This is a genomic window from Paenibacillus tuaregi (genome assembly GCF_900086655.1).
GTDB classification, from domain to species: Bacteria; Bacillota; Bacilli; order Paenibacillales; family Paenibacillaceae; genus Fontibacillus; species Fontibacillus tuaregi.
The window spans coordinates 1,320,972-1,335,149 of sequence record NZ_LT575476.1; the positions used below are offsets into that span (position 1 = coordinate 1,320,972).

Genomic DNA, 14,178 nt, shown 5'->3' on the forward strand with positions numbered 1-14,178 from the left:
TATCCCTTTTAATTTGCTTATTTCAGGTCAAGACATTATGGCAACAGACCATTTGGAGGTGGAGAATTATCAGTAAGGAACATTTGATCAATGATGAAATACGGGCGAAAGAAGTTCGTTTGGTTGGTGCGGAAGGTGAGCAGATCGGAATCAAGCCGATTCGTGAAGCTTTGCAGATGGCCATCGATCTGAATCTGGATTTGGTAAATGTGGCGCCGACAGCCAAACCTCCGGTATGCCGGATTATGGACTACGGCAAGTTCCGTTACGAAACACAGAAGAAAGAGAAAGAAGCTCGTAAGAATCAGAAAATCGTCGATATCAAAGAAGTCTGGTTCCGTGCGAATATCGAGGAACACGACTATCAGACGAAGCTGCGTAATGTGATCAAATTCTTGAAAGACGGCGACAAAGTGAAATGCTCTGTGCGTTTCCGTGGCCGTGAGATCACCCATGCCGATATCGGTAAGAAGATTTTGGACCGTGTCAAGGAAGAAGTTACTGAGCTATCTACCGTTGAGCGTCTGCCAAAATTGGAAGGCCGCAGCATGATCATGATTTTGGCACCGAAAAACTAAGCGTAAGCTTACAACCTATAAGGGGGAAGTACCATGCCTAAAATGAAAACTCACAGCAGCCTTAAAGGCCGCTTCAAAATTACTGGAACCGGTAAAGTGAAACGCTACAAAGCAAACCGCAATCACTTGCTTTCGCACAAGTCCAAACGCGCTAAACGTGTATTGGCCGGCAGCCCTGTAATGTATTCCGGTGACGTTAACCGTTTGAAACAAGGTTTGGCTAATCTGAAGTAGTAAACAACTTTCTGGGAGGTATTTGATATGGCAAGAGTAAAAGGCGGATTCGTCGTTCGTCGTCGTCATAAAAAAGTATTGAAGCTTGCTAAAGGCTATTTTGGTTCGAAACACCGTATTTTTAAAACTGCTAAAGAACAGGTAATGAAATCATTCCTGTATGCATACCGTGACCGTCGTCAAAAGAAACGCGACTTCCGCAAACTGTGGATCGTGCGTATTAACGCGGCTGCTCGCATGAACGGTCTGTCTTACAGCAAATTGATGCACGGTCTTAAACTGGCTGATGTGAACATCAACCGTAAGATCCTTGCAGATCTTGCTGTGAATGACCTTACAGCATTCAACTCTTTGGCTGCTGTGGCTAAAGAAAAAATCAACGCGTAAGTTTGCGCTTTGAACACGAACAGGCGCCCCATTTCGGGGTGCCTGTTTTTCTTTTCTCCAAGACAAAGGTACAGGCGGTCTAACCTACCCTGGAATATGATTAGGGGAAGACATTTGGAGGAGGGGAATACATGAGTACATCTGCGATGAAGAAGGAAGCCCAGAAGCTGGTGGGCAAAACGATCGTTGCTTATAAGAAGGATGGCAGTATGGTTACAGGGAAGCTTGTGAAAATTAGCGGCAGCAGACTCATCTTGGCACCGAGAAAAGGGAAAACAGTTCACACCAAAGCGATTATTCCATTAGCCTTGTTTGATCTGCTTGCTATTGGAACTGCACCTTATGCCTATGGTGGGTATGGAGGATATGGATACGGCGGTTATGGGCCTTACCCTTACGGGGGCTACGGATACGGCAACCCTTTTATTTTCTAATTCAGCCTAAAGCCGTTTGATCATTTCATAGCAGAGTGACACGGGAATGAACCGTGTTGTTTCATAACCGGCTTTGAGGTAAAAGCGCATGGCTCGTTCATTCCCGGCATCTACCATGACTTTGGCCCGTTTGCACCCGCGTGAAGCGGCGTATCCCTCAGCCTGAGCGAGCAGCGATTTGCCATACCGCTTGCGCTGCTCCGCGGGAGCAACGGCCATCATGTCTACGTATAAAAGCTCCCCATGGATCATAAAATGCACAAAGGCAACAGGATCAGCCTCGTAATAAGGCGAGACTACCAAGGTTACACCGCGGGTCAGCCTTTTGGGCAAGTCTTTTCTTACAGATTCGAGACCCTCTGGAGATAAGTGGGAATAAGGGACAAGCTCGCTTTCGATGAGCCGGAATATGACCGGATCGTCCTGCTTCGGTCTGCGATATCGGATCACTTGAAATTCTCCTCCTCACCGTACATAATTTCGAGTGTTCTACTCTATCATATGGGAGAGGACTAAAAGGGGTTCCGAAGGCATAGAGTGCCCCTTTTGGAAAAAGTGTTGACTATGCCAGGGATGAGTCATATAATGTTTCTAAACATTTTAACGCGGTAAACGCGAAACGCAATCGGCAATGATGAGGACGAAGTGTTAGGGGCTCTTTTGATCAGAGAGTGGATGGATTTGCTGAGACCACCACCATTATCCCTTAATAACGAGCTCACCTCTGAGCTGTTCTCCTGAAAAGTTCTTCTTACCGGTAAACAACCACGCGCGTGGTGAAGAAGAAGTTATTAGGGAGAATCGTAAGGTCTACGTTACGGACCATGGGTAGGGAGAAATCCTATACCCGCCAAGGCCTGGATTTGTGAAGATCCGGGTGAACATGGGTGGTACCACGGAAGCGATAACCTTTCGTCCCTCAAAAACAGCAGTCTGTTTTGAGGGATGGAAGGTTTTTTTGTTGTATAAGTTTTGAAATGATTGGATGGTAATTTTGAGAGGAGGATGACTGATGAACGCTCGAATTCCAGAGATGCGGTCGACAGATGAATTACGTGAGAAATGGATGAAACCGGAAGTCATTACAGGTTCGGAGATATTGCTCAGAAGCTTGCTGCTCGAGGGCGTCGAATGTGTCTTCGGATATCCGGGCGGCGCCGTGTTATATATTTACGATGCGCTATATGGCTTTAAGGACTTCCACCATTTGCTGACAAGACATGAGCAGGGTGCGATTCATGCAGCTGACGGTTATGCCCGGGCAAGCGGGAAAGTCGGTGTCTGTATCGCTACATCGGGACCAGGGGCAACCAACCTGGTAACCGGTATAGCCACAGCTTATATGGACTCCGTTCCACTGGTTGTCATCACCGGAAACGTGGCCACAACCTTAATCGGAACCGATGCTTTCCAGGAAGCGGACATTACGGGAATTACCATGCCGATTACGAAGCACAGCTACTTGGTCAGAGATGTGGAGGATCTGCCGCGGGTTATCCATGAGGCCTTCCACATTGCAAATACAGGCCGCAAAGGTCCGGTGCTGATTGATATCCCGAAGGATGTCTCGGCAGCCAAGACACTGTTCAAGCCAGGCGAAGCTCTTGACCTTCGCGGCTATAACCCAACAGTAACGCCAAATCGTCTGCAGCTGGAGAAGCTCCAAGCTGCGATCCGCGAAGCGGAGCGTCCAGTCATTCTCGCCGGAGGCGGTGTAATCTACTCCGGAGGGCATGAAGCCTTGTACGAATTCGTGAATAACACAGGAATTCCAATTACAACCACATTGCTTGGACTTGGAGCGTTCCCAAGCGGGCACGAGCTCTGGATGGGAATGCCGGGGATGCACGGAACCTATACGGCGAACCACGGGATTCAAGAATCGGACCTGCTGATTAATATCGGCGCCCGCTTTGATGACCGGGTTACCGGGGCACTGGGCGGTTTCGCACCACATGCCAAGATCGTGCATATCGACATTGATCCAGCTGAAATTGGCAAGAACGTGCCAACGGATATTCCGATCGTCGGAGATGCGAAGACCGTACTTGAATTGCTGAACCAGAATCCGGTATATGCGGAGAAAGCGGATGCCTGGAGAGAGCTAACCGCCAAGCGCAAGCTGGAGAAACCTCTGAAATACATTGATTCCGATGAAGAGCTCAAGCCGCAATGGGTCATCGAGCATTTGAACGAAACGACTCATGGTCAAGCGATTGTAACGACTGATGTAGGTCAGCATCAGATGTGGTCAGCCCAGTACTATAAGTTCAATCAACCGCGTTCCTGGATCACCTCAGGGGGACTTGGAACAATGGGATTCGGATTCCCTTCAGCAATTGGGGCCCAAATGGCACATCCTGAACGCCTGGTTATTTCGATCAACGGCGACGGCGGCATGCAGATGTGTTCCCAGGAGCTTGCCATCTGTGCCATTAACAATATCCCGGTGAAAATTGTAGTTATCAATAACCAGGTACTGGGTATGGTACGCCAATGGCAGGAATTGATCTATGAGAATCGTTACAGTCACATTGATCTTGAGGGAAGCCCTGACTTTGTGAAGCTTGCCGAAGCCTACGGAGTAAAAGGGCTCCGGGCAACGAACAAGGAAGACGCGAAGAAAGTATGGCAGGAAGCCCTGGAGACTCCAGGACCGGTATTGGTTGAGTTCGTGGTACGCAAAGGGGAGAATGTGTACCCGATGGTTACGCAGGGTTCCGCCATTGATCAAATGTTGATGGGGGATAGCGAATGATGACGATGACTAAGAATCATGCCATTGCGGTATTAGTGAATGACCAGCCGGGTGTGCTGCAGCGGGTATCGGGATTGTTCGGACGCAGGGGCTTCAATATTGAGAGCATTACTGTAGGCCAATCTGAAGAAAAAGGATTATCGCGCATGGTCATCGTAACCCATGGTGACGATAAAACCCTTGAACAGATTGAGAAGCAGCTTTACAAGCTGATTGATGTTATTAAAGTTGTGAATTTGAGTTCCAAACCGATGGTAGCCAGGGAATTAGCCTTAATCAAGGTGAAGTCGGAGCCTTCTGACCGGCCTGAAATTATGGGTCTCGTTGAGACCTTCCGTGCGGCGGTTGTAGATATCGGAACCCACAGCCTGATGGTTCAGGTAGTGGGCGATACCGAGAAGATTGATGCTATGATTCAACTTCTTGAGCCGTACGGAATACGCGAATTATCCCGGACAGGGGTAACCGCAATGACTCGCGGCAATGCGTAATTCATATTAACCTTAACGATAGTCATAGACCCGCCCTAATGAGCGGGGGTTTGAGAGAGCTACCAAAAGGGCACTGTCGGTAATTCTTTGAAACACCCGTTCATTATGTGGAGGGTTAGTACACTCGGCGGTGATCTGGAGGCATCTTGCGATCTTCAGGGCATCGACCAATAAATTTTTAGGAGGACAAACGAATATGGCAGTAACATTGTACTATGAACAAGATGCAGAGCTTAGCGTGTTGAAAGGGAAAACCATTGCAATCATCGGATACGGCAGCCAAGGGCATGCCCATGCGCAAAACTTGCGTGAAAGCGGATTGAACGTAGTCGTGGGTCTTCGTGAAGGTAAGTCTTTTGATAAAGCTAAAGAAGACGGTTTTGAAGTACTGTCCGTTGCAGAAGCAACCCGCCGTGCGGATGTCGTGCAAATTCTGATGCCGGATGAAACACAGGCTTCTGTGTACAATAGCGAAATTGCTCCTAACCTGAAAAAAGGTGCAGCGCTTCTGTTCGCACACGGATTTAACGTACATTTCGGTCAAATCGTACCTTCTAAAGACAATGATGTCCTGCTTGTGGCACCTAAATCCCCAGGCCACATGGTTCGCCGCACTTATGTAGATGGCTTTGGTGTACCTGGTCTTATCGCGGTTCATCAGGATGCTACTGGACAAGCCAAAGAAATCGGACTCGCTTATGCGAAAGGCATCGGCTGTACCCGTGCAGGAGTTATCGAAACTTCGTTCCGTGAAGAAACTGAAACCGATTTGTTCGGTGAACAAGCTGTTCTTTGCGGTGGTGTAAGTGCCTTGATTAAAGCAGGCTTCGAAACTTTGACTGAAGCTGGATATGCCCCTGAAATGGCTTACTTCGAGTGCCTCCATGAACTCAAGCTGATTGTTGACCTGATCTATGAAGGTGGGCTTGCAACTATGCGCGACTCGATCTCCAACACAGCGGAATACGGTGATTATGTAACAGGTCCTCGCGTTGTGACTGAAGAGACGAAGAAAGCAATGAAAGCCGTACTTTCTGACATTCAACAAGGTAAATTTGCCCGCGACTTTATCCTTGAGAACCAATCTAACCGTGCATTCCTTACAGCTACCCGCCGCAATGAGGCGAATCATCCGATTGAAGTTGTGGGTGCGGAACTTCGCGGTCTGATGCATTGGATCAAGAAATAATATTAAAGTGATGCTGTAAAATATCCGGAGACTCTGAAGGCAGTTGATCTGCTATACAGGGTCTCTTTTCTATATCGCTCTGTCAGGCTTATAGCCATAACCTATTGAGTTCATAGATTCTATATCTTAGTCTAACCATGCCGGATATGTTACAACAGAATGAGAATGTAAAATGGACTGAAGCAGATAAAAAGGAGTGTACAATTATGGCAGATGTAAAAAAAATTGCGGTTATTGCTGGGGACGGCATCGGACCTGAGGTTGTAGCGGAAGCGGAAAAAGTGTTGAAGCGTACGGAGGAGCTGTTCGGATATCAATTCGAAACTGAACATGCGCTGTTCGGAGGAATTGCCATTGATGAGAAAGGGACTCCGCTGCCACAGGAGACGCTGGAAATATGCAAATCCGCAGATGCGGTACTGCTTGGTGCGGTAGGTGGACCGAAATGGGATTCTAATCCGAAGGAGCTTCGCCCTGAGACAGGATTGCTGGGCATTCGCAAGGCGCTTGGTCTGTTCTCCAATCTGCGTCCAGCAGTCGTGTTCGACTGCCTGAAGGATGCTTCCACCTTGAAGCCTGAAGTTCTTGAAGGTACGGACTTAATGGTTGTCCGTGAGCTGACTGGCGGGATTTACTTCGGTGAGAAGTTCCGCCGTGAAACTGAGAACGGTCAGGAAGCTGTGGATACTTGCGCTTATAACGTCTCTGAAGTGGAGCGTATTGTGCGGCAGGCTTTCGAAATCGCCCAGAAGCGCCGCAAAAAGCTGGCTTCAGTGGACAAAGCCAACGTGCTGGAAACCTCTCGTTTATGGCGCGAAGTTGTAATCCGTGTAGCTCCGGATTATCCGGATGTGGAACTGGAGCATGTGCTTGTTGACAACTGTGCGATGCAGCTGCTCAGACGTCCGTCAAGCTTTGACGTTATTGTCACCGAGAACATGTTCGGAGATATTCTCAGTGACGAAGCCGCGATGCTGACCGGGTCCATCGGAATGCTGTCATCGGCTTCGATGGGGGAAGGCAGCTTCGGTTTGTACGAACCGGTTCACGGCTCAGCGCCTGACATTGCCGGACAGAATGTGGCCAACCCGATAGCTACGATCCTCTCTGTCGCCTTGATGTTCCGCTTAACCTTTGGTTATGCCGACGCGGCAGATGCGATTGAAGCGGCGGTTGCAGAGGTGCTGGATGCAGGACACCGTACTGGAGATATTGCCGTAGACAAGAGTCAGGCGATCAGCACAACGGCAATGGGCGATTTAATCGTTGCGGCAATGAAAAAATAATCAATGAAAAGTTCGCTAAATTGACTTTGTTTATAATAATTATAAAAAAGAAATCCTTCTAATCTTGACTTTGCATTTTTCGGATGATACCATTTGTAATGTAGATTTGGAATTGCAATAGTTCATAGGGAGAACAGCTTCGGCTTGTTTTCTTACATATTTTAAAGGAGGATTTTAATCATGGCAGAACGTTTGGTAGGTAAACCCGCTCCGGATTTTGATCTTGAAATCGTAACAGGAGACGGTAAAGAATTTAGTCGTGCAAAATTGACGGATTACCGCGGTAAATGGTTGGTATTCTTCTTCTATCCACTCGATTTCACATTTGTATGCCCGACTGAAATCACAGCTTTGAGCGAAGCTTATGAGCAGTTCAAAGCACTGGATACAGAAGTTCTTGGTGCCAGCACAGACTCTGTGCACAGCCATAAAGCTTGGATCAACACACCTAAGGACAGCAACGGTCTGGGACAATTGAACTTCCCGCTTGCTGCTGATATTACGAAGAGTGTTGCCCGTGATTATGGTATTCTGATCGAAGAAGAAGGCGTAGCGCTTCGCGGCTTGTTCATCATCGATCCAGAAGGCGAACTGAAGTACCAAGTGGTTAACCACAACGATGTGGGACGCAGTGTTGATGAGACACTTCGTGTGCTTCAAGCTCTGCAATCCGGCGGATTGTGCGCGATGAACTGGAAACCAGGCGACAAAAACCTGAACGTTTAATTTTTTAGATTTGGACATGTTATGAGAAGGCCCCCTTATGGTGCTTAAGCGCCAGCCAGGGGGCTTTTTATCCCATATACCGGGACTATTTCCTCAATATTTTATATTTTCTCAGTAGGAAGAGGAATTTACAATCCAGTTACCGAATACGTTATAGGAATCCAAAATGAATAAAGCGCTTCATAATTGAACCTAATTAAGGAAGGTGAAGGGGAATGAGTTTTTGCTGTGGAGCGAGTATGGTTGGAACGAAAGGTACATTGAAACATTATCGTACGCAAGTCCATAATGTTCCCCTGCTCTTCTGTCCGGTCTGCCACCGGGTGGAGGTTCATTATAAAGTAGAGAACGAGTATGAGATTCTGGCTGAATATGCGCATGATGATGGGGCAGCCGAAGTTGATTTCCAGGATTTTGTGATGGAAGATGAGGAAACGATCTTCGGAAACTGTGTCAATTATGAGAGCGAGGACCCGCTTGATATTGTGCAGAGCCAGATTGATATGTCCCTGGACTTATTGACGGTGGCGAAGCAGATCCAGGATGAGAAGTGGGAAAGCGAATTGAAGAAGCGGCTTGCGGTTATGAGTCAAAGACGGACCAAGCTGCTGAATAAAAAAAGCAAGGGCAGCACCAGATAGCTTCAGGTTATGGCCCTGATAAATAGATATATAATAACATTTTAAGAAACTCGGGCCTTTTTGGTTCGAGTTTTTTTGGCTTCATTCAATTAAGCGAGGGTCTTATTTCTTTTTTTTGAAAATGGCTCAATATGCGCATATCCCACCTTTTTCGACACTTTTTCTGATTGACGAGTTTTGACTTAGTTAATATGATAAATATAGCGGATTTCTAAGTTTTTCCAAGCTGTACAAGCTTAAGATTGAATGGGCCGAGGGAGAGCCCTGGCGGCAGAACTCAAGTTCTAACTTCTTTCGCAATATGGATTGAATAACATATGGACTACATAGCCTTCAGCTTTCAATCACAGCACATGGGAATCAGGCATCGTTAAGTTCATTCCATATGGATGATGGAATATTGTCGGAATAGGCAGGTACATCATTAGTCAGAAAAGGGGGGATCAACTTGTTGAGTGAGTTTCAAGAAACTTTGCTTCAATCCGTTCAGGCATTTCAATCAACTGAGCTTGTCAAAAACAAGTATGAGAACGTACTGCAGCATCTTGACAGTGGTATTCTCTTGTTCGACAGCGAGGGTGTCTTAACATTCATTAATGTTCAAATGGCTAAGCTGCTTGAGCTTCCCCGTCAGTCTCTGATTGGCTGCAATCTGCTTCAGCTTTTGCGTCATCCTTACTTAAGCAGGTTTAAGCAGAAGAAGATCGTCAGAATCTACAGGGAGACGATATTTCACCGGCGCAAGTATCACGAATTGATTGATGAATATGGACGCCACTGGCTCATTACGGTTACCTATGGCGATCAAATGGATGGGGATTTTCTCCTCAGCGTGAAGGACGTTTCCGATTACAAGCAAATCGAGCAGACGGCTTATCAGAATGACAAGCTGGCCATGCTTGGGAAGATTTCGGCTGCAATCGCTCATGAAATTCGTAATCCTCTTACAGCTATACGCGGCTTTATTCAGCTTCTGCGTCCCCATCTTCTCCAACTGGGCAAGGATGAATATGCCCGCATTATATTGATGGAGATTGACCGGGCGAACGACATCATACATGAATTTCTTAACTCCTCTAAGCCTTCCGCCCCCCAGAAGACGGTTGTCTGTGTATCTTCCTTATTAAAGGATACACTGCTGCTTACAGAAAGTGAGGCTTTGATGATGGGCTGTGAAATGCGGCTTCATCATATCAGCGAAGAGCTGTTTGTCTCTATTGATGTTAAACAGATCAAGCAGGTTATTTTAAATATTATCAAGAACGCCATGGACGCTATCGAAGAGGTTGAAGGCGATCATGCGGGAATGATTGAAATAGGTGCAAAGCAGGAAGGAAACTATGTGAACATTTCTATTAAGGACAACGGTAACGGAATGGACAAGACCCTGCTAACCCGGCTCTTTGATCCTTTCTTTACAACCAAGGAGAAAGGCACAGGGCTTGGACTGTCCGTCAGCTACAAAATTATTAAAAACCATGGCGGAACCATCTCGGTCGATAGCATGAAGGGAGAGGGCACGGTTTTTATGGTATCGCTTCCATTAAGCGGCAGGTTTAAAACTGAGTTATAACATGAACATCCTATGCAAAATGCTGTCAAGATGAGCACCCAAAGGTGCTTTTTCTTATGCTCATTTGAACATTTTAGGGATTTAAAGCGTTTATCCAAGCCTAGAAGTGGGAAATGTGGTTCATTTGCTCTAAATATCTTGGATATTGCCTTTACATTTGCTTTTGGCTTCAAGTAAGATGGATAGTAAAACAGATGAGAGAAGGTAACTTTGCGGATGAAGACGAATCATTGTAAAATTGTCGATTGCACAATTAGAGACGGCGGTCTCGTGAACAACTGGGATTTCAGTGTTGAGTTTGTTCAGCAGCTGTACAAGGGGCTGAATGAAGCTGGCGTTGACTATATGGAAATTGGATATAAAAACTCGCCTAAATTATTGACAGGCGCAGATTCGGCAGGTCCTTGGCGTTTCCTGAACGACGAGTTCCTTCGGGAAGTGATCCCGCAAAAAGGTACAACCAAGCTGTCTGCACTGGTGGATATCGGCCGTGTGGATGAGAATGATATTTTGCCGCGCTCGGAGAGCATGCTGGACCTGATCCGTGTGGCTTGTTACATTAAAGACGTGGACAAAGCGCTTCAGCTTGTACAGACCTTCCATGACAGAGGATACGAAACGACTCTGAACATTATGGCCCTGTCCAATGTCATGGAGAATGAGTTGATGGAAGCATTTGAGATGATTAATGAAAGTGTTGTAGATGTGGTATACATCGTAGACTCTTACGGAAGCCTTGATTACAAGGATATGGAATACCTCGTACAGAAATTCAAGACCTACCTCCCGACCAAGAAGCTTGGGGTTCATACCCATAACAATATGCAGCTTGCTTTCTCTAATACTTTGGTGGCTGCCCAGAACGGCGTTGAGTTCTTGGATGCTTCCGTGTATGGAATGGGCCGCGCCGCCGGGAACTGTCCGACTGAACTGCTCGTTACACATCTGAAGAATACCCATTATAAACTCCGCCCTGTGCTGGAAGTCCTTGAGAACCTTCTTATTCCGCTGCGTGAAAAAGAAGAATGGGGTTACTTGATCCCTTACATGATCACCGGGACCCTGGACGAGCATCCACGTTCTGCAATGGCGATCAGAGCCTCGGCAGATAAAGACAAGGTTGTTGGCTTCTATGACAAATTGACGACACCTGAAGTCAGCTTTGAGAAAAAATCATAACTATAGAAGAAACCGGAGGCGAGAAGCTTCCGGTTTTTTTTGTCAAAAAAGAAGGATAACCGCGAAAGATGTGGAATTTTATGAGAAACATAGATTTTACATCTGGGGGTCGGAATAGCAATGCGGATCAGAACAGCAGAGAAGATGACAATATATCAGTGGTTGATAGGTTTTGTCATCTTGGTCTGGGCGGGAATGATTCCAGCTTCAGTATACAGCAGGGAATCTTACGAATGGTTCGGGAATCTTCACGTTATTGCCCTATTCTTTGCGGGGGCGTTCTGCTTCGCGATCTTTATTCAAGGCTGGATGCTGTTTACGGACAGGCTGTCCAGAATCAGGCTGTATAGTTCGGTGCTATTCGGGGCGCTTGGTCTAATCAGTCTGCTTAGAATGCCTGCCTATGGCAATATGGACTTTTTGAAGGACATGGGTTTGCAATTGAATACGTTGGTCTGGCTCACGCTGATTTCCCATGGACTCAGCGCTGTTGGTATACTTATTATCTTCAACGGGAATGACGAAGAAGTCTCACGTAAACATAAATTTCTAACGGCTGCCCTTTCGGCAATTGTACTGACCGGGGGCCTTTATGCAGTGTATTCTTTCCAGGACAATCTTCCTGAGCTGCTGCCCGCTTCGCCATCGAATCCGTGGATGATGTTGGTGAGTGTGGGCATCATGATTGCGTATGCCGCTTCATTTACTGCTATTCTGTACAAGAACAGAGTTGAACGTTCGGTTTCGGTATTATCAGTAATTACTGCATTAATTTTTATGATGATGGGGCATTATTTGATATTCCTGGCTGAGCCGGAGGTGCTGGGAATGCGGCATTTAACCGGGGAAGCGTTCATGATGATGGCTTACTACTTTGTGCTTAAAGGGGTGTATAAGCTCACCGTTGAGGAACCCCTGCGCTATCAGCAGGCAGCTGAGGCGAAGATCAAACATCTGGCTTTCTATGATGATTTAACTGGACTTCCAAACCGCCACAAATTGAAAATAACACTCCAGAACCAAATCGAGAGGGCCTCCGGCACAGGGATTCCGGCTGCAGTGATTGTCGTGAATATTAACCGGTTTAAAGCGATCAATGACTCACTCGGTTATTCTGCTGGGGACCGGCTTCTATGTTTAATGGGTGAGAGACTCAGCCGGCTCTGCACCTCAACCGAGGAGGTGTTCCGTATGGGAGAGGATGAATTCGCCCTGATTGTTGGCGGAGCTTCCAGCATTGATGATATTCAAGATCGAATGGACCAGCTGCTTGTCTCGATGGAGTCTTCGCTTCTTATTGATAATTCGGAATATCATGTGTCCGTAAGCTTGGGACTGGCTGTATTTCCGGGCGACGGCAGCTCTGCGGACCAGCTTCTTCAGAATGCGGACATGGCCGTGCATAATGCTAAGGAACAGGGTATTGAATTCAGCCGGTATACCCCATTTATGCAGCTCCATGCCCAGTCGCGTTTCAAGTTGGAGAACGATTTGCGCAAAGGAATTGAAAGGCAGGAGTTCTACCTCGAGTTTCAGCCGCAGATTCATTTGGACAGCGGCAAGATTGTTGGTCTGGAAGCCCTTGTTCGTTGGAATCATCCGGTCCGTGGAGTGATCTCGCCAGCTGAATTTATCCCGCTGGCTGAGGAGAGTGGATTGATCGTACCGCTTGGAGACTGGGTTCTTCAGACGGCCTGCAGGCAGAATAAGAAGTGGCAGCTTCAAGGGTATGAGCCAATCTGCATCTCGGTGAATCTCTCCATGAGACAGTTCCGCCAATCTCATTTGTCTGAGCATATCGGCATGATGCTTGAGGAGATTGGACTTGCTCCCGAATATCTGGAGCTCGAAATAACAGAAAGTATGACCTTTGATAAGGAAGCGGCGTTTGAGCAGCTTCAGCGCCTGAAGGAGCTGGGAGTACATATCAGTATTGATGATTTTGGTACAGGGTATAGCTCGCTTCATTATTTAAAAAGCCTGCCTATTGATCGCTTAAAGATTGACCGGTCCTTTGTTAAGGAAGTTATGGAGGACAACAATGATGCGGCGATTGTGTCCACAATCACTTCCATGGCGCATCACCTCAAGCTGAAGGTGACGGCTGAGGGCGTGGAGAACCAGGAGCAGCTGGAATTTCTGAAGCAGCAGCGGTGTCACGATGGGCAAGGGTATTTATTTAGCAAACCTACGGCAGCATCGGAGATTGAGAAGCGCTTCCTGAGCAGATCAGCCGGATAAAGAAAAGGGCCAAGAAAGTAAATCTTGCTTGGCCTGTTTGAATTGATTTTATGTAAATCATAAAAAACAGTTGCAAAATTAACCGTAAGATGATATATTTATTTTTGTCTTTACGAAATATAGTGCAAGATGACGGGACGTAGCTCAGCTTGGTAGAGCACCTGGTTTGGGACCAGGGGGTCGCATGTTCAAATCGTGTCGTCCCGACCATGATCATTTTGCGGGTGTAGTTCAATGGTAGAACTTTAGCCTTCCAAGCTAATAGCGTGGGTTCGATTCCCATCACCCGCTCCATACACAAACGACCAGGTTCTTCCTATAGGGAAGGGCCTTTTTTTTATGTCGAAAAAGTGTTGTTTTTCTCCGATTTATGGAGATACTATATTTAGTAAAACTGAGCAGAAGAGGTGGAATACACGCATTAAACGAACATAGCAAGTCAGATTTCAAAGATGAAACGC

At 46.8% G+C, this 14,178-nt stretch carries 14 protein-coding genes and 2 tRNA genes; 15 read left to right on the plus strand and 1 reads right to left on the minus strand.

Annotation, left to right across the window (positions count from 1 at the left end; all coding sequences use genetic code 11):
* Nucleotides 1–83: 83 nt before the first annotated feature.
* From infC to BN6628_RS06095, 4 genes are all read left to right on the plus strand, one after another.
* Nucleotides 84–578 (plus strand): translation initiation factor IF-3, encoded by a 495-nt coding sequence (gene infC / locus BN6628_RS06080; protein ID WP_068615573.1) that lies wholly within the window; start codon nucleotides 84–86, stop codon nucleotides 576–578.
* A 33-nt stretch (nucleotides 579–611) separates the two neighbouring features.
* Nucleotides 612–812 (plus strand): 50S ribosomal protein L35, encoded by a 201-nt coding sequence (rpmI, locus tag BN6628_RS06085; protein ID WP_068615574.1) that lies wholly within the window; start codon nucleotides 612–614, stop codon nucleotides 810–812.
* A 27-nt stretch (nucleotides 813–839) separates the two neighbouring features.
* Nucleotides 840–1,199, plus strand: coding sequence for a 50S ribosomal protein L20 (gene rplT / locus BN6628_RS06090; protein WP_068615575.1), 360 nt, complete (start codon nucleotides 840–842; stop codon nucleotides 1,197–1,199).
* A gap of 131 nt (nucleotides 1,200–1,330) precedes the next feature.
* Entirely contained in the window at nucleotides 1,331–1,633 is a 303-nt protein-coding gene (locus tag BN6628_RS06095; RefSeq protein ID WP_068615577.1) for a hypothetical protein, read from the plus strand.
* 6 nt (nucleotides 1,634–1,639) lie between these two features.
* Here the strand turns inward: BN6628_RS06095 and BN6628_RS06100 are convergent, their stop codons facing one another.
* Nucleotides 1,640–2,083 (minus strand): GNAT family N-acetyltransferase, encoded by a 444-nt coding sequence (locus tag BN6628_RS06100; protein WP_068615579.1) that lies wholly within the window; start codon nucleotides 2,081–2,083, stop codon nucleotides 1,640–1,642.
* A gap of 562 nt (nucleotides 2,084–2,645) precedes the next feature.
* On the opposite strand from BN6628_RS06100, the gene ilvB reads away from it, so the two are divergent.
* From ilvB to BN6628_RS06155, 11 genes are all read left to right on the plus strand, one after another.
* Complete coding sequence (gene ilvB / locus BN6628_RS06105; RefSeq protein WP_068615581.1) at nucleotides 2,646–4,391, plus strand: biosynthetic-type acetolactate synthase large subunit; 1,746 nt, start codon at nucleotides 2,646–2,648, stop codon at nucleotides 4,389–4,391.
* A 5-nt stretch (nucleotides 4,392–4,396) separates the two neighbouring features.
* Nucleotides 4,397–4,882: an acetolactate synthase small subunit gene (gene ilvN / locus BN6628_RS06110; RefSeq protein ID WP_068622033.1), complete on the plus strand. Its 486-nt coding sequence runs from the start codon at nucleotides 4,397–4,399 to the stop codon at nucleotides 4,880–4,882.
* A 196-nt stretch (nucleotides 4,883–5,078) separates the two neighbouring features.
* On the plus strand, nucleotides 5,079–6,071 hold the full coding sequence (gene ilvC / locus BN6628_RS06115) for a ketol-acid reductoisomerase (RefSeq protein WP_068615583.1): 993 nt from the start codon (nucleotides 5,079–5,081) through the stop codon (nucleotides 6,069–6,071).
* Nucleotides 6,072–6,277: 206 nt separating this feature from the next.
* Entirely contained in the window at nucleotides 6,278–7,357 is a 1,080-nt protein-coding gene (gene leuB, locus BN6628_RS06120) for a 3-isopropylmalate dehydrogenase (RefSeq protein ID WP_068615585.1), read from the plus strand.
* 180 nt (nucleotides 7,358–7,537) lie between these two features.
* Nucleotides 7,538–8,083 carry a peroxiredoxin gene (locus BN6628_RS06125; protein WP_068615587.1) on the plus strand — a complete coding sequence of 182 codons (546 nt, stop codon included), beginning with the start codon at nucleotides 7,538–7,540 and terminating at the stop codon, nucleotides 8,081–8,083.
* A gap of 215 nt (nucleotides 8,084–8,298) precedes the next feature.
* The gene (locus BN6628_RS06130; protein ID WP_068615589.1) at nucleotides 8,299–8,724 is read left to right on the plus strand and encodes a hypothetical protein; all 426 of its coding nucleotides are present in this window, start codon (nucleotides 8,299–8,301) and stop codon (nucleotides 8,722–8,724) included.
* A 448-nt stretch (nucleotides 8,725–9,172) separates the two neighbouring features.
* The gene (locus BN6628_RS06135) at nucleotides 9,173–10,297 is read left to right on the plus strand and encodes an ATP-binding protein (RefSeq protein WP_068615591.1); all 1,125 of its coding nucleotides are present in this window, start codon (nucleotides 9,173–9,175) and stop codon (nucleotides 10,295–10,297) included.
* Between the two features lie 216 nt (nucleotides 10,298–10,513).
* A complete protein-coding gene (locus BN6628_RS06140) occupies nucleotides 10,514–11,476 on the plus strand; it encodes an aldolase catalytic domain-containing protein (RefSeq protein ID WP_068615593.1) in 963 nt (320 codons plus the stop codon).
* A gap of 120 nt (nucleotides 11,477–11,596) precedes the next feature.
* Nucleotides 11,597–13,717, plus strand: coding sequence for a putative bifunctional diguanylate cyclase/phosphodiesterase (locus BN6628_RS06145; RefSeq protein WP_068615595.1), 2,121 nt, complete (start codon nucleotides 11,597–11,599; stop codon nucleotides 13,715–13,717).
* Nucleotides 13,718–13,850: 133 nt separating this feature from the next.
* Nucleotides 13,851–13,927 (plus strand) — tRNA-Pro (locus BN6628_RS06150).
* 10 nt (nucleotides 13,928–13,937) lie between these two features.
* Nucleotides 13,938–14,011 (plus strand) — tRNA-Gly (locus tag BN6628_RS06155).
* The last annotated feature ends 167 nt before the right edge of the window (nucleotides 14,012–14,178 follow it).

Excerpts from the sequence above, each read along its gene's own strand:
- BN6628_RS06130 (WP_068615589.1), top strand. The coding sequence starts at position 8,299 with ATGAGTTTTTGCTGTGGAGCGAGTATGGTTGGAACGAAAGGTACATTG.
- ilvC (WP_068615583.1), top strand. The coding sequence starts at position 5,079 with ATGGCAGTAACATTGTACTATGAACAAGATGCAGAGCTTAGCGTGTTG.
- ilvB (WP_068615581.1), top strand. The coding sequence starts at position 2,646 with ATGAACGCTCGAATTCCAGAGATGCGGTCGACAGATGAATTACGTGAG.
- BN6628_RS06140 (WP_068615593.1), top strand. The coding sequence starts at position 10,514 with ATGAAGACGAATCATTGTAAAATTGTCGATTGCACAATTAGAGACGGC.
- BN6628_RS06145 (WP_068615595.1), top strand. The coding sequence starts at position 11,597 with ATGCGGATCAGAACAGCAGAGAAGATGACAATATATCAGTGGTTGATA.
- rplT (WP_068615575.1), top strand. The coding sequence starts at position 840 with ATGGCAAGAGTAAAAGGCGGATTCGTCGTTCGTCGTCGTCATAAAAAA.
- rpmI (WP_068615574.1), top strand. The coding sequence starts at position 612 with ATGCCTAAAATGAAAACTCACAGCAGCCTTAAAGGCCGCTTCAAAATT.
- leuB (WP_068615585.1), top strand. The coding sequence starts at position 6,278 with ATGGCAGATGTAAAAAAAATTGCGGTTATTGCTGGGGACGGCATCGGA.
- BN6628_RS06125 (WP_068615587.1), top strand. The coding sequence starts at position 7,538 with ATGGCAGAACGTTTGGTAGGTAAACCCGCTCCGGATTTTGATCTTGAA.
- ilvN (WP_068622033.1), top strand. The coding sequence starts at position 4,397 with ATGACTAAGAATCATGCCATTGCGGTATTAGTGAATGACCAGCCGGGT.
- BN6628_RS06095 (WP_068615577.1), top strand. The coding sequence starts at position 1,331 with ATGAGTACATCTGCGATGAAGAAGGAAGCCCAGAAGCTGGTGGGCAAA.